The sequence below is a fragment of the Candidatus Trichorickettsia mobilis genome (assembly GCF_963422225.1).
In the GTDB taxonomy this organism is placed as follows: domain Bacteria; phylum Pseudomonadota; class Alphaproteobacteria; order Rickettsiales; family Rickettsiaceae; genus Trichorickettsia; species Trichorickettsia mobilis_B.
Window position 1 is genome coordinate 1,191,418 of record NZ_OY728607.1, and the last position, 19,779, is coordinate 1,211,196.

The window sequence follows — 19,779 nt, forward strand, 5'->3', positions numbered from 1 at the left end:
TATAATGGGTGAGGCGCCATAATTGGCGTACTTTACAATGAATTAATAAATCAACATTAGGCATTGCGTATAAAAATTCAACATATTTTTTTATATTGACAGGAATATATTTTATGGTAAAAAATTTTATAACTACCTGCTTATTGGTGCTCGGTATAAATACCGTTGCACTAGCAGCCGATACTCAGCAAGAAACTAATCCAAGTTTGACAACTCAACAAGTGCAACAACAAGTCATTGATGAATATAAAGTTATTGTAGCTAAAATTCCTCCAGAAGTACGTGATGAAATCATTGCTTTTAGAAAAAATATAGTTGCCATTAATAAGCAAAAGCGTGATGCCTATCAAAAATTATCCCAAGAAGCACAAAGCTATTTAGCTAAAGAACAAGAATATAAGAAAAAATTACCGATTAAACAAAAACCATTGATTAATATACAAAATCCTGGAGAAAAGCCCAACAAAGATAGTAGCACTGCAAAATAGCTTTTTATTGAGAGTGTTTCAATGCACTTGTATCAATAAAGTAAGACTCGTCTGAGCTAAGACCACGTTAGTGGTCGAAGCAATCGAGTGGGGGTTTTGACGCCGAGTTTTTTCTAGATTGCTTTGCCTTCGGCTCAGCTCAGACGATTTGACACAGTTCATTGAACACTCTCGTATATTCACCACCTTGGTCATTTTTCCCAGGCGCTCATTATGCTAAATTATTGTTTAATATTTTTATCATTAATAGTTTTATTACTCATTATCGGTCTAATAAAAAACAGAAATATTTTTATTAAAATACTGTTCCTTAACACTATTACTAATATTATCGCATTATTTATTTGTTTTTTAGGTACATTTATATTTAATGATACCTATGTGGATATAGCTATTATTTATTTATTATTAAGTTTCATTGCAACGTTAGCTTACCTGAAATATTTTTCACAAAGCATAGCGCCGACCAGTTAAAATTGCCTACTATAGGCACTCCATTCACCAGAGAGTTGACGCTTGCAAGAGGTATGAATGTCTATTACAGCCTATGATTTCGAATTTGAAAATATTTCTGGTGTAGAAAAAATCAGGTTAGATAATTACAGAAACCACCCAATGTTGATTGTCAATACTGCTAGTTTATGTGGGTTCACACCGCAATATACAAATCTTGAAATATTATGGCAAAAATATAAAAAATCAGGACTAATAGTAATAGCCATTCCTAGCAATGATTTTGGTAATCAAGAACCTGGAACGAATAAAGCAATAGCAGAATTTTGTCAAATAAATTTTGATATTTCTTTTTTGATTACAGCAAAGACTAAGGTCATTGGTCATAATGCTCATCCATTTTTTCATTGGAGTAGACAACGGCTCGGATGGCTCTCTGGCCCCAAATGGAATTTTTATAAATATTTAGTCAATAAAAATGGCGAATTAGTAAATTGGTTTGCGCCTTTTACCTCCCCTACTTCTCCAAAATTACAAAATATAATAGAAGTTCAGTTATCATGAGTGTATACTGCATATATTTCAAGAATTGGATTCTAAAATGAGGAGCAAGCACCGGAATGTAGATTACTACTTGAAGAACTCCGCTCGCGAAATTTCAGAAAACCAATTGTTGAAAGATGAGCAGTATAAAAGCTTTTCGGATGCAAAGATAGTAATTCTAGGTAGTGGATTTAGTGGAATGTTGACTTCACTATCATTGGCCAGTGCTGGTTTTTCTACTATTATCCTTGAGAGCATGGCTTGTGATGACAGTAAATTTTTACATGATGTGCGAACTACAGCTTTAACTGCTGAATCTAAACATTTCTTAATAAAATTAGGCTTATGGCCATTGGTAGATAAGATCGCAAGCCCAATCTTAGATGTTTATGTAGTAGACAATAAATCACCAAAAATGCTGCATTTTGCACAAAATTTAATCAATACAGAAGCTCTAGGATATATCGTTAAAAACTCCGAGTTTAAAAAAATATTACTAGAAACAGTACAAAATAATCCTTTAATAACTTTAATTGATAAATGCAGTGATTATAATATTCACAGCCAAGAATCTGGCAATAATATATATTTAGCTGATGGTACTTTTATAAGCTGCCAGCTATTAATATTATGTAATGGCAGAGGATCAACAATACATACTTCTTATTTTTCAGCAGAAATTTCCAAGCATTATTTACAAAATGCTCTTACTTTTAACGTATGGCATCAACAGTCACATGAAGGTACTGCAGTTGAACATTTTTTGCCCTCAGGATCTTTTGCCATACTACCATTGAAAGGAGAAAATCATTCTTCGATAGTATGGACCTTACCTAAAAACTATGCTGATTTATTACAAAATCTTCCTACTGACGAATTTGAATATATGGTACAAAGAAATTTTGGTGATTTTTTGGGAGCATTAAAAATAGATAGTGAAATAGCTAATTTTCCTTTGCGTGCTTATTTGACAAGAAAATATTATCATAATCGTATAGTGCTTATAGCTGATAGTGCTCATATTATTCATCCGTTAGCAGGACAAGGATTGAACCAGGGAATTAAAGATATTCAAGCGTTAACTGATTTAATTAACTCCAGAAATATTGATCAAGAAATGCTGGCTGAATACCAAGAACTAAGACAAACTGATAATAGATTAATGTATTTTATTACTGATAATATTAATCGTATTTTTTCTAATAATTTATCATCTCTTAAATTTTTAAGACGTGCTGCGCTACTGGCAGCAGAACATATATCGTTTGTTAAAGTAGAATTATTAAAATACGCGATGGGTAGAAGATAATGAATTTTTTTAATGCAAAAATAAGGTTTTATATGAGAATATGGTCATTATTATTGTTATTTTCTGGTTATATAATCGGCTCCAGCACTGCTTTAGCTGAGCTCACATTAGATAAAGCACAGTATGATATTCGCATGGCGCTTGATGAAATTTTTACCGATAATGCTAGATATGTTAAAACTAATCCAGATACAGAAATTAAAGCAATATTCAAACAACAAACTCCCCGAGTTACAGTACTAGCTTGCTCAGATTCTCGTTTTCAATCGTCAAAAATTGATGATAATCCTATTAATGACTTGTTTTTTGTCCGCAATATAGGAAATCAAATAAATACTTTGGCAGGATCAATTGAATATGGCATTAAAAAACTACACACCCCTGTGCTGTTGATTATTGGACATACGGATTGTGGAGCCATAAAGGCAGTGCTTGGGGATTACAGCAAAGAGTCAGAAAAAATACGACAAGAGCTTGATAATCTGGTAATAGCAAAAAACCTATCTCCATCTCAAGCGGTTGTTATTAATGTCCATAATCAGGTTGATATTGCTATAAAAAAATTTACAAAAGAATTAGAAAATAAGGAATTGGTTATTGTAGGCACCGTCTATGATTTTCAAAATGAATATAAGCAAGGATATAATCGTCTGATTTTAATTAATCTTAATGGCGAAAGAAACCCAGAAAAAATAAAAAATGCTCCATATCTATATGGTCTAGAGAATAACGTCGCTATAGGTGTTAAAAATTGATTTTTTGAAATGCACTTCTAAAATTATAAAATACTATAATAATATATTAGTTTTTCTTGACTAATTCACTAAAAATATTATAAAGTATTCGAGTAATATTTAGAGCCTCTCTTGTATCTAACTTTCAAGACCGGCTCTTAGAGAACCTAAATTATTGATATGACTCAACTATACTGCTCAGCATTCGGATTTTATCGATTTAGATACCATCGATACGTAAGATTTTTTATTTTTGGGCGCACTACGCTCAAAACTTTACTAAATATATTATCACCGAATAGGAGCATTTTATGGAACAGAATATTAATAATAAAGCAGCAGGTGTCATCGCCCAAATAATTGATCACAAATTACAGTTATTCTCCATTAATATCAATCTACTGTATCTATTACTCACCTCAATAATTTTAGCCTATATCAATCCAGTGTTTGCCAAGCCTCATAAGCCTCAGACGGTAATTGCAATTACTGAAATTGTTCAGCATCCTGCTCTTGAAGAAGCTAAAGTTGGAATCCTAGATATTTTAAAAGAATCTGGATATATTGAGGGAGAAAATTTAAAAATAATTCAGCAAAATGCTCAAGGTAACATTGCTAATGCAAGCTTAATTGCCAAAAATTTTATCCATCTTAATCCAGATGCAATTATTGCTATTTCTACTCCTTCAGCACAGTCTGTACTAAATGTAGCCAAAAATACAAAAATTCCGATTATATTTTCTACAGTTACAGACCCGGTAGCTGCAGGGTTGGTTCATGATCTATCAATAGCAGAAGATCGTATCACCGGATCAATGGATTATCCACCAATCCCAGAAGTCATAGCGCTTATCAAAACGCTAATGCCTAATATCAAAACTCTTGGTATTTTATACAATACTGGAGAAGCTAATTCGGTCAAAACGGTAGGATTAGTAAAAGCTGCTGTAAATAATCAATGGCAAATTATTGAATCGACCACCCCTAATTCTGCTCAAGTAAGTCAGGCCTTATATCGACTTATAGGTAAAGTTGATGCAGTATATCTTCCTTCAGATAATACCGTATTTGCCAGTATGCCCACAATAGTACAAATTGCTCGCAAGCATAAACTGCCGCTTTTTTCCAATGAACCTACTGGAGTTAAGCAAGGAGTATTAGCGTGTATTGGTTATACTCAATATGCTGTCGGCAGAACAGCAGGGAAACTTCTATTAAAAATGCTAAACGGAGAAACTAAGCTTAAGGTCGAAAAGCCTGAGCAAACTGAAATTTTTATTAATAAAACCTCTGCAGAGATTTTAGGTATTGCCATACCTAAAGAGATGTTGGGGCATACGGTACAAATATTCGGTGAAAATTGAGAATTGCATTGTCTCCTTAAAGATCTGCGGTGCGCAACAAACTATAAGTACGATGCGCTCCGCAGACGGAGGTACTCCTAGCACTTCTCAATTTTGACCTTCGTCTATCCAATTTTATACTTTAGAAATATTAATGAGTATTATTATGTTAACTATACTATTTTCGCTTGAGCAGCTAAGGAAGAGCTTTACGCTTTTCCTAACTTGCACAATATTTATAACTTCATTATTTATTCAAACTGCTGTTGCTAGTAAGACTTTGATAAGTATCAACCAATTTGTGAATCATCCTGCGCTCGATGATGCAAGGCATGGTATCGAAGCAGCATTAAAAGATAGATTATTATTACCAGCATACATAGAAATTAAATTCAGTAGCGCTCAAGGAAGTATAGCTAATGCTGTTCAGATTGCTCAATACCATGCCTCGCTGGATCCAGCCTTTATGATCGCCATTGCCACTCCGTCAGCTCAGGCTAATCTTAGGGCACGCAATAATTCTACCTTAGCTTTTTTAGCAGTGACTGACCCGATAGCTGCGGGGTTTGAACATATTAATAATATAATTGGTGTCAGTGATGCTCCTGACATCTCTCGACTTTTAGATATTGCGCAAAAATTATTAAAATTTAAAACTATCGGCATTATTTTTAATCCTGGCGAATCTAATTCTGTTCAAACTGTTGAAATGCTAAAAAAACTTGCAGCCACTCACCGCATTAAAGTACAACAGGTAGCAATCAATTCTTCTGCTGATGTTAAGGTAGCAACGCAAAAACTTATTGGCCAGGTAGAATTGATTTATTTATCAAAAGATAATCTAGTGGTTTCAGCTTTAGATAGTTTGATTCAAGTTACCAGTAAAGCAAAAATTCCAGTGATTGCTAATGATCCAAGTTTAGTAGCCAAAGGCTTATTACTGGCATGGGGTTGTGATTATTTCGAAAGTGGTAAACAGCTAGGTAATATGATTGCTGATCTCATTGAAGGCAAAGAACTTGCTACTAAAATTCAATCAGCAAAAATTAATAAATTACTAATTAATTATAAAGTAGCTGAAACATTAAATATTCATGTTCCCAAAGAATTAGAGTTACAGGAGACACAGTGAATCAACTACAATTTCTGGGAGCATTAGAAATAGGTCTGATCTATGCACTAGTAGCAGTTGCGGTATTTATTACCTTTAGAATCATTGATTTTCCGGATTTAACGGTTGACGGCACTTTTGCTCTAGGCGCTGCTGTATCAGCCGCAATGATTACCGTTGGTTATAACCCTTGGATTGCTACAATAGCTGCTATTCTGGCTGGAGCTATTGCTGGAATTATTACTGGTTACTTACACGTTAAATGGGATATTTTAGGATTACTGGCTGGAATCCTGACAATGACTGCTTTGTATTCAATCAATTTAAGAATAATGCAAAAGCCTAATATTGCTATAATTGATGATCTAACAGTTTTTAGTATAGGTTCGGTAATCGCTACAACTTTTATAATGGTGGTAATCTTAATTTTATTGCTAACAAGATTTTTTGCTACTGAATTTGGTCTTGCAATCAGAGCAGTAGGAATTAATCCTAAAGTAAGTACAGCTTACGGCATTAATGTTGGATTAATGAAAATTATTGCGCTTAGCCTTAGCAATGGTATCGTGGCTCTTGCTGGCAGCCTATTTACTCAATCCCAAGGGTTCGCAGATATATCAATGGGTACAGGAGTAGTAATTGGAGGGCTGGCTTCAGTAATTATTGGCGAAGCGATATTGCATCCTAAAAAAATATGGATAGGATTAATTACATGTGTATTTGGTTCAATAGCATACCGCATTGCCATAGCATTAGCTTTAAATGCCAACGATATTGGTCTTGAGGCCTCAGATTTAAATTTAATTACTGCAGCATTAGTTGCGATTACTATGCGATTACATAAGTTAAAACCTTAAGTTAAACAAATGATAGAATTACAGAACATTAATGTTTGTTTTAATAAAAACACCAAATTAGAAAATCACGTTCTAAAAGCTATTAATCTAAGTGTATTAGACGGTCAATTTGTTACAATTATTGGTGGTAATGGTGCTGGCAAATCTACTATAATGAATATACTATCTGGAGATATAACACCTGATAGTGGCAAGGTTTTAATTGATAAACAGGATGTAACTAAACTATCAACTGAACAACGTTCATGTTTTGTAGCTCGTGTATTTCAAGACCCAATGATCGGAACTTTTACTAATCTGACTATAGAAGAGAATATGAGTATAGCTTCCAGACGTGGTAGCCGCAGAGGATTGGCATTAGGGTTGAATCATAATCTTCGAGAATGGTTTAAAGAATCTCTAGCTGAGCTTGGTATGGATCTGGAAAAAAGATTAAATGATAAAGTCGCTAGCTTGTCTGGAGGACAGCGGCAGGCTTTAAGTTTAATTATGGCAACATTATTAGGTTCAAAGGTTTTATTATTAGATGAACATACAGCAGCATTAGATCCTAAAATTGGTAAAATAATAATGGAACTTACCAATAAAATCATCAAAAAATATAACCTTACAGCACTGATGATCACTCATAGCATGGCTCAGGCTTTGGATTATGGTGATAGAACAATTATGCTCTACCATGGAGAGATAATACGTGATATGCAGGGAGAAAATCGTACAGCTCTTTCTCCAGATGATCTGATCAAATATTTTGACTTATAGGTTAATTGTTTTATTCACATATAGTACATATGAACTGGCTACAAAATAAAATCAGACCTCTTGCATAAGCCATTTCAAGATATTCACCTCCAGCTGTTCTTAGGATTCCGATAGAAATCATTCCGAACTTGTTTCGGAACCTCATCAGGACTTCATAAGATCCCGAAACAAGTTCGAGATGACTGTCGTGTTGTCCGGAAAGACATCAGTTCGGAATGACAGAGACTTTCGTCTATTAGCATAGCGTCTTTATAACTTACAACGCACACATAATTAAACTAAAGAAGCTACATAGTCAGTCAATTCAGGGAAATATTGTTTAAATATATCGCTTTCTTGTAATATTCTAGCCTCTTCTATACACCAAGGAGTAAATATTTCTGGTTTAGTTGTAGTAGAATATAAAAATTCAGTCCATTCTATCCATTTAGTTTCTGAGATTTCCTTAAAATTTGGCAACATTAATTGATCTGAAATTGTAAAGTAGATAGGACATATTTCATTCTCCACAATATTATTATGCATAAATTTATAACGATAATCAGAAATAAACGATAGTTCGCCTAATTTTAGACCTAACTCAAATTGAGCATGACGAAATGCTGCCTGCTCATATGTTTCATCAAACTGCGGATGACCGCAAAAACTATTTGACCAAAAATTAGGCCATGTTTTCTTAGATGGATGTCTTCTTTGCAGCAATAATTGCCGTTTAGTATTAAAAATAAATACTGATACTCCTCTATGTAACGGAGTATCAAGGTCGTGTACTGCGAGTTTGTCTGCAGTACCTAATATTTCGTCTTGGTCATTTACTAATACTACATGTTTAGAATTTAGCATAAGATCTGGTTCTTTAAGAATTTAGACTTTTAAAAATATGACTAATATAAAGCACACAATAGATAGTTGCAATAGGCTTTATTCATGTTAAATCTATTATTTAAGCAGTTGAGGAGCACAAAGTTGGCCGGCAGTATGATATTGAAATACTTTCAATTTAAATTCTGGTAAAATTGAAATTAAATGATCAATAATTTCAGCTTTTATATTTTCATATTTAGACCATTCTACTTCCTTAGTAAAAATATAAATTTCTATAGGTAATCCGGTAGGAGCGGGATCTAATTCACGAACGATAAAATTAAACTCTTTTTGATGTATTTGCTGATGATTTGCCAGGTATTTATATGCATACAAACGGAAAAGAGTAATATTTGTTATCTTACCGTCAGCACCATTCGCTCTAGAGCCATCATCAGAAACAAGACATACTTGCTGCAAGTGAGCTAAAAGCTCTTGTGAACAAAACATTATAGTGTTTATATCAATGTAAATTGAAGTTTGCAGCCTCCTACCGCCTACTTCATATACGTTTCGCCAGTTAATTACATTTGTTGCAAGTAAAGTTGATGTAGGAATAGTTGAAGTTGTTTGATCTGGATTTTTTATTTTGACTACCGTGATAGTAATTTCCAAAACTTCTCCCAAAACATTATATTGTGGCACAGATATCCAATCCCCTACCTGAACTATATCCTGGAATGTTAATTGTAAACTAGCTAATAAACCTAACACCGTATCTTTAAATACAAAGGTCAATAATGCAGTTGTTGCGCCTAAGCTTGTTGCTAGAGAAATTAACGAAATATTGAAAGCGTATGAGATAATAATTACTACTGCACAAATTGAGATAAATATTTTTAATATTTGTGCGTGTAAACGAATAGGAATGCGCTTTACTACTGCATTAGTTGCATATATTCGGCTTGCAATATTGTTTATTGCCATTAATAGCAATGCAATGGCAATGGTCGAATATATGGCAAGGACAATTTTTTGTATATTATAAAAAAATGGAGAGAAAATACCGCTAAGACGAAATAAATTACTCCAGAATAATAAATATAAAGCAAAACAACTGTGTAACAAATAACGGAAAAAATTATATTGCTCTAATATATTGACATAAGTTGGATTAAATTTATGAACAAAATGTTTAATTGTAGAAATCATAAATTTTTGTAGAAACATTACAAAAATTATAGCAAATAGCATCATCAAGCTAAATATGATAATTTCCTGATTCCAATTACTATAATTGTCTAGTATTTTCATACTGTTTACATCACCCTATCTAAGATAAGAAATTTAATTTTAAATTGGCTAAAGTCAAATAATCTATTGGCGTGAGGTTCTCAGCTCTACTCTCCGGGTTTATATTAATACTATATAATATATCTTCAATATTTTTATCTAGAGACTGTAGGGAAGATCTAAGCATTTTACGTCGTTGCGAGAAAGCTGTTCTTGTGATCAATTCTACCCGCTCTATTATAGATATTTCCGGAATTACTGCTAATGGAGATAATCGTACCACGCTTGAGTATACTTTTGGTGGTGGATAAAATGCTTTAGGCGCAACATCAAAACATTTTTGCACATCACAAATTAGTTGGCAGAGTACTGATAATCTACCATAAGTTTTTGTTCCTGGTTTTGCACAGATACGATCAACTACTTCACGTTGTAACATTACCGTGATGCTATTAAGATAATCAGTATTTTTTAGCCATTGAATTAATAGAGTAGTACCTATTTGATAAGGTAGGTTAGAAATTATATCGATCTTATTGTCGTTAGTAGTTAGGTCAGATAATTTCCAGTTCAAAGCATCACCTTGAATGATACATAAATTTGGATATAAATGTTTAATTTCCTCCAGTAAAGCTACACATCGATAATCTGCTTCAATAACAGTCAGCGACTTAGGTGTACTAGCTAAAATAGCTCTAGTTAATCCTGCAGTTCCTGGCCCTACCTCTATTACATTAGCACCAATTTTGAGTTGGCTAACTCGTACTATTTTCTCACATAAAGAAAAATCAAAAAGAAAATTTTGTCCATACCGTTTTAATGGATGAATACCATGTTGATTCGCATGTTGTGCAATGGATGGCAACATTTAATTTATAGACTTTTTAAGATATTTTTAGTAGATAGAATTATTCAGACATTGTATACAAATTTTATGGAATATTTATAGTGATTTTTGAGCAAAAATAATAGAGATTTTGTGAAAATATATCTATTTCAAAAAATTTTTATTCTTTTGTAGCAAAGAACTACCCAAATACTTCATAAAATTCCGCACAATATTAAGCCAATAATAATGTCAATTGGCTTAATATATTATCGAATTACTTTTGCTAAAACTATAGAACTCACTCTACAAATTCTCCTAACAACTCCGGTTGAGTATATGATAACACATCAAGTAAATGTGAATAATGTTTAAAAAACATACCATAAATATTTTTATCAGCTGCATTTAAGTACTCTGATGCATGTGCTTGGATTATACTAAACTCTTTCTTACTACAGCAAACATTATTAGTTAAATCTGCTATCATCTCAATACATTTATTAGAGTCATTATATGCAGCATATGCCTTTTGATATAATTCTTCTGCCGTTGCACATATTGAACTTTTTTTAGGAAATTTTTTAGTTATGACTGCTAATTGATCAATATTTAATTCATTGTCTAGTAAATGACAAGTTGTTGGATTTAATAATAGACCTCTTTCGAAACTGGACTAAATATGTTATAAAGTCGAATTTACTTAATTTAGAACTATATGAGATATAAAAATTTAAGCATTTTATCGGAAGAGCATTTTAGAAGATTAACAGGGGTAAGAAATAGTACATTTGAAAAGATGGTAGGGATTTTAAAGACAGAGAAACAAATAAATAGGAGGTACCAAGGTGGCAGAAGAGCTAGTCTTAGTATGGAAGACAGCCTATTAATGACACTTGAATATTTAAGGGAATACCGTACCTATTTTCATATAGCTAAGAATTATGGAGTTAGCGAAAGCAGTGCATTTAAAACAATTCGTTTTGTTGAAGACACTCTAATAAAACATCCGGATTTTGCTCTTCCAGGTAAGAAGGCTCTAGTTAAAAGCGGTATGGAGTATGAATTAGTTTTAATAGATGCTACAGAAAGCCCTATAGAGCGACCCCAAAAAAACAGAAATACTATTACTCAGGTAAAAAGAAAAGACATACGTTAAAGACTCAAATAGTAGTAGATAAGAAAAGCAAACGAGTCATATGCACTTCTTTTTCCAATGGTAAGCGTCATGATTTTAAATTATTTAAAGAATCAAGAACCCATATACTGCCTGAGGTTAAAGTGATTACTGATACTGGTTATCAAGGCTTACAGAAGATTCATACAAATTCTGAGCTACCAAAGAAAAAGAGTAAAAAGAATGCTTTAACTAAAGAAGATAAGAAAAATAATAGAAGTTTAGCAAGTGACAGAGTATTAAATGAAAATGTTATCGGTATGTTAAAGCGTTTTAAAATAATTGCTGATAAATATCGAAATAGACGCAAAAGATTTGGTCTTAGGTTCAATTTAATTGCTGGTTTATATAATTGGGAGCTTGGTAAATGAGTTTCGAAAGAGGTCTAATGAAATTTGATGATCATAATGAAAAATGTGGCCAATCTTCATCCTTACTACACCAATAAAATTCAACCATTGTTCGCATAAATCGTCAATTTCATTAATATCAATATTTTTGGCTTCACAATAATATTTAAAATATTTTGCAGTAATTTTTTCATGCAGTAGATAATAATTTTCTTTGCCTGTATACCTTGTCGAGATTAACTGAACGATAGTTTCATCTAAAAGAGGAGCAAATTTATCGTAAGTGTTTACTGCTCCTTGTTTAGAAATTATTTGCCGAATTTCTTCTTTTCCAGGACCATGATAAATATAATTTGTAAGCTGATAGTTAATTATGTTAGGAGTGACTATTTCATTCTCGTGATGAGTATTATACAAAGGATCAATAGTTTTAAGTTGGCAAATATTATTTTGAATTTCTTCATCTGTATAACAGTTATTATATGGATATCCAGTAGTGAAAAATTTAAAGAAAGCTCCCTGACCCTTACCTAATAAATATAATAATTGTTGAGCTGCATAATGCTCAAAATCATTAGGATCTTCAAGAATTATAGGCGCAAATCCATGCGATACTAATTCTTTATTTAGCCATAAAGTAATAACACTACGACAATTACCGTCAGAAGCGATATGTATATCTTCCAAAGTTTGTGCCATTGTCACTATATGAAATAGTAAAGCCTCTTGATCATTAGCTAATTTTGTTTTGGTTGAGTTATATTGTGCACTTAGTATTTCGAGATATTTTTGCTTTTCTTCTAACGTCCAAATTGTTTCAATAACTCCTTCGTCATTTGACATAGGAACGTACCGCCATGGAGCATTATCAGCACCAACCTGATTCTTAATTTGTTGAGCACGTGCTGTAAGATATTGTTCAGATGATGCCGGAACGCCAAATGTTTTTTTTGCGCTAGTAATAGTAGACTCCCAACTAAATAATAAATGATCTTCAAAAGGAAAAGCTGATTTATGAATTTTTGTAAACAGTTCATAACTTAATGGTTCATCAATATGTTCTTTACTAAATAACCAAATAGCCGTGTCTTGCATTTTTTTCAGACCATGCGCTTCTCTCATTACCCAATCTAAATGACCAAATGCAGCTTCGTTTATTCCATCTTGTTGTGCTTGTTGTTGTGGCGGCTTTTGTTGCTTCTTGCCATCAACAAATAATCTCCAAAAATTATCCTGGGTTAAGACTTTTTGTAATTGTTGTATATATTCTTCTTTTTTGCCTTTCATTAGTTTAACCATTATTTAAATAACTAACGGTATGTATTAGCATAATTAATATTAAAGGTCAAGTTCCTTAAAAAATACTAAATATGTAAACTAATAATACTTTTAAATTAACTTTAAAATATTGATTTTAAGAAAGAATAAAAATATTACCAAATATACCTAGATGACCGACGCTATAATGAACTTAATAACTGCTTTAAATAAACACAGATTTCTAATTTTTAATTGACTAATACTATAAAAACAGTTAACTCTTGCCTTTGAATTTTTGGTATTGTTATTCAGCATTCAATGCCATTCTCGCTGTCGTTTGGGATGACATTTGACACAGTTGATGGACGTCTATAATTATTACATATTGGGGTCGTAGCTCAGCAGGATAGAGCGAGTGATTCCTAATCACTAGGTCGGAGGTTCGAATCCTCTCGATCCCACCATCTTGACTTTTAAATCTTATATTTCCTGTTATGGCTCATGGTTTATTGAAATTTTTGGGGCTTGCTAATGTGCTTTCCGATGATAGATAGTAAGAAACTATGAAAAGAGAAATTAAAGATCTATGGATCTCACTAATTTATAATCTTTAGTTGTATAAAATTATATTTTTCTGGTATATTTTCTATAAACTATTAAACTTATAGTATATTAAATAAATATAAATTGATTAATACCAATGCCATTTAATATAGATGTAGTAATTATTATTGCGTTTTTAATCATTAATCTAGTAGTAGGTTTATACTCTGGGAGAGGCATAACCACGATTAAGGAATACGCCATTGGTAATAGCAATTTTTCTACCACTACCCTGGTAGCTACTATTGTTGCCACTTGGATCGGTGGTGGTTTTTTTGAAAGCTGCATTTCAGAAACTTATAAACATGGCTTATTACATATCATTATTCGTTTTGGTGATGGGCTTATAGGTTTATTAGTCATTGGCTATATCTTGGTACCAAAGATGCAGATTTTTATGAATAAAAACTCTGTGATTGAAGTAATTGGCGAATTATATACCACTAGAATAAGAATTATTTGCGCTGTATTCTCTATGTTACTTACAATAGCGTTTACTGCCGCGCAAATAAAATTACTTTCTATATTATTTTATAATTTTCTTGATTTACCAAACTTGTATGCGACCTTAATTAGTAGCCTTATAATTATTACATATTCATGCTTTGGCGGGGTCAAATCCGTTACCTTTACTGATATAGTGCAATTTTTTGCTTTTGGCGTCTTTATACCAACTTTTGCTTTACTTATTTTCAGTACAATTGGTGGCTATGAATCAGTGATCAATGTATTAACAACTCATCAGATTTTTGACTACAACAAAGCATTTAATTTAGGAAATCATAACTTTTACAATTCTTTGCTTATGTTATTTCTTTTTACAATAGCCGCTTTTGATCCAGTGATGTTACAAAGAGTAGCTCTGGCATCAAGCATTAACCAAGCACAACAATCCTTTATAAAAGCAGGGATTGTCTGCGCTTTTATAACAATTATCTCAATCTCCATTGGAATTATGGCCTTAGCTTATAATCCTAATTTAAACCCAGATAATATCATGATTGACTTAATCAATCATTTTTCTTATCCAGGGCTTAAAGTGCTGACTTTAATGGGTATAGCTGCTCTGGCCATGTCTACCGCTGATTCATATATAGTGTCTGGTGCCGTTATATTTTCTAATGATTTCTGTAAGCCACTGGGTTTAACTAATATTGTAAAAAATGATTTGTTGCTTGCTAGGTTGTTTGTAGTTTTTGGTGGTGCTTTTGCAATAATCATTGCTTTGTTAATGAATAATTTATTTAGCATGATATTATTAATGGTTGTTATATTTATACCAACAGTTACCCCTCTTTTATTGCTAACTATTTTTGGATTTCGTACCTCAGAAAGAGTTATCTTAATAGGTATGTTATCAGGCATTTCCTCTTTAATTATCTGGAAAATCTATATCCAATCTCAGCTGGATGTAGACGGCACAATAATTGCTGCCATAATTAATATGATCAGTATATTATCTGCTCATTATTTACTTAATGAACCTGGTGGCTGGATTGTTAACAAAAATAGTACTACTACGCAAAAAATTAAAATTAAAAACAGGTCTTTAAATTTTTTAAGAAGAATTAAAAATCTTAGTTCCTTAAGATATTATAAAAATAATCTGCCAAAATACGAAATGGCTTATATTTATTTTGCTTTTGGCGTTTTAATAACGTTAATTATGTCTTTTTCCATAGATAAATCTATGAGTGAAAAACATATTTATTTAATTAATCTTTTACAGGGTACATTATTATTTATATCTACAAGCTTTATTTGTCATGGGTTGTGGGCAAAAAATCTTAAAGAAAAATATATCGGAATTATATGGTATATAGCCATATTTATTGGGTTAGCTTTCATAAATTGCCTTCTAGTATTATTAAGTAAATTTTCACAGATATCCTTAGTAATTTTTATATTAAATTTAGCCACAATAGGAATATTAATAAATTGGCAGATCGCACTAGTAATGATTATTCTTGCACTAACATCATCATTATTTGTATATCAGCAATTTATAGATACTCTTATTTCACACGAAACCTATGATTTAAAATCCAAAATTATCTTTCTTATACTTATATTCATTAGTTTTTTAATAGCTTTTTTAAAACCCAAGCAAGAACAGGTGAAGCTTACAGAGGAAAAAGTTGAACATCTTGGTATTCAAATAAATGACCGAGAAGAAGAGCTAGAAAAATTATTAGAATTAAAAGACGAATTTTTGTGTAACATTCAACACGAAGTTAATACCCCAATCACCGGGATAATAAGTCTTGCTCAAGCTCTTGATCAGAGTTATGACAAATTTAATGCAAAACAACGTCGTATGGCAATAAAATCGATTGCTGCAAGTTCTGAAAGATTCAATAGTTTAATTAGTAATCTCCTAGATTTATCAAAACTATCCTCTTTGACCTATGAATTGCATAAAACAGAGGTAAATTTAAGCGAGCTAGTATATCAACGCTTGGACTACTGCAAAAAGTTATATCTAAACAATGAAGAGCGAGAATTTTTAACTAATGTAGAACCTGATCTTATAGTCAATTGTGATGCACATTATATCACTTCAACTATTGATAATTTGATCATTAATGCCATTAAGTACAGCAGTAAGGGTAGTATTATTATTGCATTGAAGCAAAGTAACTCAACTGTTGAATTCAGTATTACTGATGAAGGAGTGGGGATTCCTCAACATGAGCTACATAATATTTTTGGTGCTTTTGTCGTTGGCTCCAGAACGCGTACTAAATCCGGTGGCATTCCCAATGGTCAACGAGGTGTAGGTCTTGCATTATGTGAGAAGGTCATAAAAGCTCACGGTGGTACTATCCGAGCTGAAAGTAGCGATAAGAAGGGAACGAGTTTTAAATTTACACTTTCTCTTCATACTACAAATTAATCATAGCTAATAACAAACTTACAGCTAGAGTCAGTTAGTAACCGACACACTAGACCCTCTTCGGAAACTGTATCTAAGGGGTAATTTTGTTGCCAAAACTTGTCTCCGCTCCGAAACAAACAAGAGTACGCTGCGGTGCTCGCCTTCGTTCTTCCTAAAAATTCCTCTCTTACATGCAGTTTCCGAAGAGGTCTATTATACCGCTAATTTTTTAGGACGAGACTTAAGAATACGTGGTCTTACTGTAGGCTCAGCCTTTCCCTCGATTACCTCTTTTGAGATATAAACCTGCATCTTTTTTAGATCAGTCACATTATACATGCTTTCTAATAATAGGCTCTCAATAATTGATCGTAAACCACGAGCGCCAGTTTTTCTCTCTAAAGCCTTCTCAGCTATTGCTCCTAGAGCATCATCATCAATCACAAGCTCTATATCATCAAGTTCAAATAATTTTTGATACTGCTTAATTATTGCATTCTTTGGTGAGGTAAGGATAGTAATTAAAGCTGATTTATCTAAATCATCTAAAGTTGCAACTACTGGCAATCTACCAATAAATTCTGGAATCATTCCAAATTTAATTAGATCCTCAATTTCAAGCAATTTTAATACGTCACCATGTCTCAGCTCTTGCTTAGATTTTACATCTGCAGCAAACCCTATGGCACTTTGTGCTGTACGGTTAGCTATTATGGTCTCTATACCCATAAAAGCACCACCACAAATAAACAATATGTTAGTGGTATCTATTTGCAGAAATTCTTGCTGAGGATGTTTTCGTCCACCTTGAGGTGGCACAGACGCAACCGTTCCTTCCATAATCTTAAGTAATGCCTGCTGCACCCCTTCACCAGAAACATCTCTGGTGATTGAAGGATTTTCAGACTTACGTGCAATCTTATCTACTTCATCAATATATACTATTCCACGCTGTGCTTTAGTAACATTAAAATCAGCAGCCTGAAGTAACCGCAATAATATATTTTCAACATCTTCACCAACGTAACCCGCTTCAGTAAGCGAGGTGGCATCAGCCATAGTAAAAGGCACATCTAAAATCTTTGCCAAAGTTTGTGCCAGCAAAGTCTTGCCAGATCCAGTAGAACCAATAAGCATAATGTTTGATTTATTAAGCTCTACGTCAATATTACCTTTTTCAAGATATTCTAACCTCTTATAATGGTTATATACCGCAACAGCCAATACTTTCTTGGCACGATCCTGTCCCACTACATAATCGTCAAGAATCTGACGAATTTTCTTTGGCACTGGTATAGAAGAAGTAGTTTTTTTAAGACCTATCTTATTCTCTTCTTTGATAATATCCACACATAACGCTATACATTCATCACAAATAAATACCGTAGGACCTGCTATTAGTTTCTTTACCTCATATTGATTCTTTCCACAAAAAGAACAATGTAAAGTTTTTTTCTCGATTTCGCTTACCATATTTGTTTAAACTAATTTATTTATTGAAACTTGTAGCCACTTATTTTGTAGATGTAAATCAATTTTTTAATGCACTTGTACTATTTCTTTCCAGAAATCAACTCTCTATTAGTAATAATCTGGTCAATAAGCCCAAACTCCTTTGCTGACTCAGGATCCATAAAATTATCACGTTCCATATTTTTCTCAATATGCGCCAATTTTTGGCCAGAATGTTTTACATATAAATTATTAAGCAAAGCTTTAATCTTAAGAGTCTCTCTAGCATGTATTTCTATATCCGTAGCTTGTCCCTGATAGCCACCAGATGGCTGATGGATCATGATCCGACTATGTGGTAATGCGTACCTCATCCCTGAAGTCCCAGCACTTAATAATAATGAACCCATTGAACAAGCTTGTCCAATACATAAAGTTGCGATCTTGGGTTTTATATATTGCATAGTATCATAAACGGCTAAACCAGCAGTTACTACCCCTCCAGGGGAGTTAATATACATATAGATATCTTTTTCTGGATTATCAGCCTCTAAAAACAATAATTGTGCAACTATCAAATTTGCCATATAATCTTCTACCTGACCACAAACAAATACTATACGCTCCTTTAATAATCTTGAATAAATATCATACGATCTTTCGCCTTTAGCTGTTTGTTCTACTACTATTGGTACATAACTCATGTTTTTTCCTTATTAAGTTTATCTTAAAATTCATTAGAATGTTCGCCGAACCATACGCGTCAAGTTAAGGAAAAAGAGACGATATAACTCGTCATTGCGAGCCGAAGGCGAAGCAATCCAGAAAGTGAAACGAACTATTTAACTGGATTGCCACGACCACTATCGTGGTCTCGCAATGACCAATGACGGCTCGTGTTGTCTCTTTTTCCTTAACTTGACGTGTATGATCTCATTGAACACTCCTTAGAAGATGAAATAGACGAAGGTCAAAATTGAAAAATGCTAGGAATTGTCAAAGTCGAGCACCGCAAGCAGTTACTTAAATACGCGAGGAGCGCAGATCTTTAGACATGACGACGCAATTCTCAATTTTCACCGAGTATATTATTAATGTTTGGTTGCTATATTACCATCATCACCCAAGTAAGTAGCAAAAGACCATTCATAGCCATCTATATCAAGTAATGTACAAAAACGATCGCCCCAAAATCCTATACTAGGAATCATTTTGGAAATAGCTCCTACTTTGATTGCTTGTTGGTATAATTTATCAACATCTACACAATAAATATATATACTTAATGGCATAATAATATTTTGTGTTATTGGGGCTTTATTGATATTACCAAAAGCTCCTTCAGGACAAAACATTATTATTACTTCTGCCTTACGCATTTCTACATGAGTGATTTCATTACCCTCACCATGCCCTAGTTGGATTACTTCAAAGCCAAAAGCTTCTTTATAAAATTTTATCGATTGTTCTGCATTTTGTACCGTAAGATATGGAATTAAATCTGGTACTCCTTGTGGCTTATAGCTATTTACCATA

At 32.9% G+C, this 19,779-nt stretch carries 19 protein-coding genes and 1 tRNA gene; 12 read left to right on the forward strand and 8 right to left on the reverse strand.

Translation table 11 applies throughout. The features are described from left to right. Positions 1-146 precede the first annotated feature (146 nt). The 9 genes from R2I74_RS05610 to R2I74_RS05650 all read left to right on the forward strand — a co-directional run bounded on the left by R2I74_RS05610 (position 147) and on the right by R2I74_RS05650 (position 7,600). Positions 147-488: a hypothetical protein gene (locus R2I74_RS05610; protein WP_316354427.1), complete on the forward strand. Its 342-nt coding sequence runs from the start codon at positions 147-149 to the stop codon at positions 486-488. 213 nt (positions 489-701) lie between these two features. Then, positions 702-962 carry a monovalent cation/H+ antiporter complex subunit F gene (locus tag R2I74_RS05615; RefSeq protein ID WP_316354428.1) on the forward strand — a complete coding sequence of 87 codons (261 nt, stop codon included), beginning with the start codon at positions 702-704 and terminating at the stop codon, positions 960-962. Between the two features lie 57 nt (positions 963-1,019). After that, entirely contained in the window at positions 1,020-1,505 is a 486-nt protein-coding gene (locus tag R2I74_RS05620; protein ID WP_316354430.1) for a glutathione peroxidase, read from the forward strand. A gap of 106 nt (positions 1,506-1,611) precedes the next feature. Continuing rightward, positions 1,612-2,793, forward strand: coding sequence for an FAD-dependent monooxygenase (locus R2I74_RS05625; RefSeq protein ID WP_316354432.1), 1,182 nt, complete (start codon positions 1,612-1,614; stop codon positions 2,791-2,793). Continuing rightward, on the forward strand, positions 2,793-3,548 hold the full coding sequence (locus R2I74_RS05630; RefSeq protein WP_316354434.1) for a carbonic anhydrase: 756 nt from the start codon (positions 2,793-2,795) through the stop codon (positions 3,546-3,548). Before R2I74_RS05625 ends, R2I74_RS05630 begins: the two co-directional genes overlap by 1 nt. A 290-nt stretch (positions 3,549-3,838) precedes the next feature. Next, positions 3,839-4,891, forward strand: coding sequence for an ABC transporter substrate-binding protein (locus tag R2I74_RS05635; protein ID WP_316354436.1), 1,053 nt, complete (start codon positions 3,839-3,841; stop codon positions 4,889-4,891). Positions 4,892-5,036: 145 nt separating this feature from the next. After that, a complete protein-coding gene (locus tag R2I74_RS05640; RefSeq protein ID WP_316354438.1) occupies positions 5,037-6,002 on the forward strand; it encodes an ABC transporter substrate-binding protein in 966 nt (321 codons plus the stop codon). After that, complete coding sequence (locus tag R2I74_RS05645; protein ID WP_316354439.1) at positions 5,999-6,838, forward strand: ABC transporter permease; 840 nt, start codon at positions 5,999-6,001, stop codon at positions 6,836-6,838. Before R2I74_RS05640 ends, R2I74_RS05645 begins: the two co-directional genes overlap by 4 nt. Positions 6,839-6,847: 9 nt before the next feature. Continuing rightward, positions 6,848-7,600, forward strand: a complete 753-nt coding sequence (locus R2I74_RS05650; RefSeq protein ID WP_316354441.1) for an ABC transporter ATP-binding protein — start codon at positions 6,848-6,850, stop codon at positions 7,598-7,600. A 273-nt stretch (positions 7,601-7,873) separates the two neighbouring features. Here R2I74_RS05650 and idi read toward each other — a convergent pair whose 3' ends face one another. The 4 genes from idi to R2I74_RS05670 form a co-directional block, all read right to left on the reverse strand. Beyond that, complete coding sequence (gene idi / locus R2I74_RS05655) at positions 7,874-8,443, reverse strand: isopentenyl-diphosphate Delta-isomerase (RefSeq protein WP_316354443.1); 570 nt, start codon at positions 8,441-8,443, stop codon at positions 7,874-7,876. Between the two features lie 96 nt (positions 8,444-8,539). Next, a complete protein-coding gene (locus R2I74_RS05660; protein WP_316354445.1) occupies positions 8,540-9,718 on the reverse strand; it encodes a mechanosensitive ion channel family protein in 1,179 nt (392 codons plus the stop codon). 19 nt (positions 9,719-9,737) lie between these two features. Further along, the gene (gene rsmA, locus R2I74_RS05665) at positions 9,738-10,565 is read right to left on the reverse strand and encodes a 16S rRNA (adenine(1518)-N(6)/adenine(1519)-N(6))-dimethyltransferase RsmA (protein ID WP_316354447.1); all 828 of its coding nucleotides are present in this window, start codon (positions 10,563-10,565) and stop codon (positions 9,738-9,740) included. A gap of 259 nt (positions 10,566-10,824) precedes the next feature. After that, complete coding sequence (locus tag R2I74_RS05670) at positions 10,825-11,013, reverse strand: hypothetical protein (protein ID WP_316354449.1); 189 nt, start codon at positions 11,011-11,013, stop codon at positions 10,825-10,827. Between the two features lie 228 nt (positions 11,014-11,241). On the opposite strand from R2I74_RS05670, the gene R2I74_RS05675 reads away from it, so the two are divergent. Further along, positions 11,242-12,071, forward strand: a protein-coding gene (locus tag R2I74_RS05675; protein WP_316353063.1) for an IS5 family transposase whose coding sequence is annotated in 2 segments (ribosomal slippage) — positions 11,242-11,632 and positions 11,632-12,071 — 831 coding nt in all. Because the reading frame shifts where the segments join, the coding sequence is not laid out codon by codon here. Here R2I74_RS05675 and R2I74_RS05680 read toward each other — a convergent pair. Beyond that, positions 12,045-13,337, reverse strand: a complete 1,293-nt coding sequence (locus tag R2I74_RS05680; RefSeq protein WP_316354451.1) for a hypothetical protein — start codon at positions 13,335-13,337, stop codon at positions 12,045-12,047. The genes R2I74_RS05675 and R2I74_RS05680 overlap by 27 nt on opposite strands. Before the next feature lie 360 nt (positions 13,338-13,697). Between R2I74_RS05680 and R2I74_RS05685 the strand changes: the two genes are divergently transcribed. Together R2I74_RS05685 and R2I74_RS05690 are read left to right on the forward strand one after the other, a co-directional pair. After that, a tRNA-Arg gene (locus R2I74_RS05685) sits at positions 13,698-13,774 on the forward strand. A gap of 236 nt (positions 13,775-14,010) precedes the next feature. Next, the gene (locus R2I74_RS05690) at positions 14,011-16,809 is read left to right on the forward strand and encodes a sodium:solute symporter family transporter (RefSeq protein ID WP_316354453.1); all 2,799 of its coding nucleotides are present in this window, start codon (positions 14,011-14,013) and stop codon (positions 16,807-16,809) included. 195 nt (positions 16,810-17,004) lie between these two features. Here R2I74_RS05690 and clpX read toward each other — a convergent pair whose 3' ends face one another. From clpX to R2I74_RS05705, 3 genes are all read right to left on the reverse strand, one after another. Beyond that, positions 17,005-18,264, reverse strand: coding sequence for an ATP-dependent Clp protease ATP-binding subunit ClpX (gene clpX / locus R2I74_RS05695; protein WP_316354455.1), 1,260 nt, complete (start codon positions 18,262-18,264; stop codon positions 17,005-17,007). 80 nt (positions 18,265-18,344) lie between these two features. Continuing rightward, a complete protein-coding gene (gene clpP, locus R2I74_RS05700; protein WP_316354458.1) occupies positions 18,345-18,947 on the reverse strand; it encodes an ATP-dependent Clp endopeptidase proteolytic subunit ClpP in 603 nt (200 codons plus the stop codon). Positions 18,948-19,334: 387 nt separating this feature from the next. Next, entirely contained in the window at positions 19,335-19,778 is a 444-nt protein-coding gene (locus tag R2I74_RS05705; RefSeq protein ID WP_316354459.1) for a VOC family protein, read from the reverse strand. Position 19,779: the final 1 nt, after the last annotated feature.

What these genes read in the sequence shown, in the direction of transcription:
- R2I74_RS05615 (WP_316354428.1), top strand. Translation starts at nt 702, where the DNA reads ATGCTAAATTATTGTTTAATATTTTTATCATTAATAGTTTTATTACTC.
- R2I74_RS05620 (WP_316354430.1), top strand. Translation starts at nt 1,020, where the DNA reads ATGTCTATTACAGCCTATGATTTCGAATTTGAAAATATTTCTGGTGTA.
- R2I74_RS05630 (WP_316354434.1), top strand. Translation starts at nt 2,793, where the DNA reads ATGAATTTTTTTAATGCAAAAATAAGGTTTTATATGAGAATATGGTCA.
- R2I74_RS05635 (WP_316354436.1), top strand. Translation starts at nt 3,839, where the DNA reads ATGGAACAGAATATTAATAATAAAGCAGCAGGTGTCATCGCCCAAATA.
- R2I74_RS05640 (WP_316354438.1), top strand. Translation starts at nt 5,037, where the DNA reads ATGTTAACTATACTATTTTCGCTTGAGCAGCTAAGGAAGAGCTTTACG.
- R2I74_RS05650 (WP_316354441.1), top strand. Translation starts at nt 6,848, where the DNA reads ATGATAGAATTACAGAACATTAATGTTTGTTTTAATAAAAACACCAAA.
- idi (WP_316354443.1), bottom strand. Translation starts at nt 8,443, where the DNA reads ATGCTAAATTCTAAACATGTAGTATTAGTAAATGACCAAGACGAAATA.
- R2I74_RS05660 (WP_316354445.1), bottom strand. Translation starts at nt 9,718, where the DNA reads ATGAAAATACTAGACAATTATAGTAATTGGAATCAGGAAATTATCATA.
- rsmA (WP_316354447.1), bottom strand. Translation starts at nt 10,565, where the DNA reads ATGTTGCCATCCATTGCACAACATGCGAATCAACATGGTATTCATCCA.
- R2I74_RS05670 (WP_316354449.1), bottom strand. Translation starts at nt 11,013, where the DNA reads ATGATAGCAGATTTAACTAATAATGTTTGCTGTAGTAAGAAAGAGTTT.
- R2I74_RS05680 (WP_316354451.1), bottom strand. Translation starts at nt 13,337, where the DNA reads ATGAAAGGCAAAAAAGAAGAATATATACAACAATTACAAAAAGTCTTA.
- R2I74_RS05690 (WP_316354453.1), top strand. Translation starts at nt 14,011, where the DNA reads ATGCCATTTAATATAGATGTAGTAATTATTATTGCGTTTTTAATCATT.
- clpX (WP_316354455.1), bottom strand. Translation starts at nt 18,264, where the DNA reads ATGGTAAGCGAAATCGAGAAAAAAACTTTACATTGTTCTTTTTGTGGA.
- clpP (WP_316354458.1), bottom strand. Translation starts at nt 18,947, where the DNA reads ATGAGTTATGTACCAATAGTAGTAGAACAAACAGCTAAAGGCGAAAGA.
- R2I74_RS05705 (WP_316354459.1), bottom strand. Translation starts at nt 19,778, where the DNA reads ATGGTAAATAGCTATAAGCCACAAGGAGTACCAGATTTAATTCCATAT.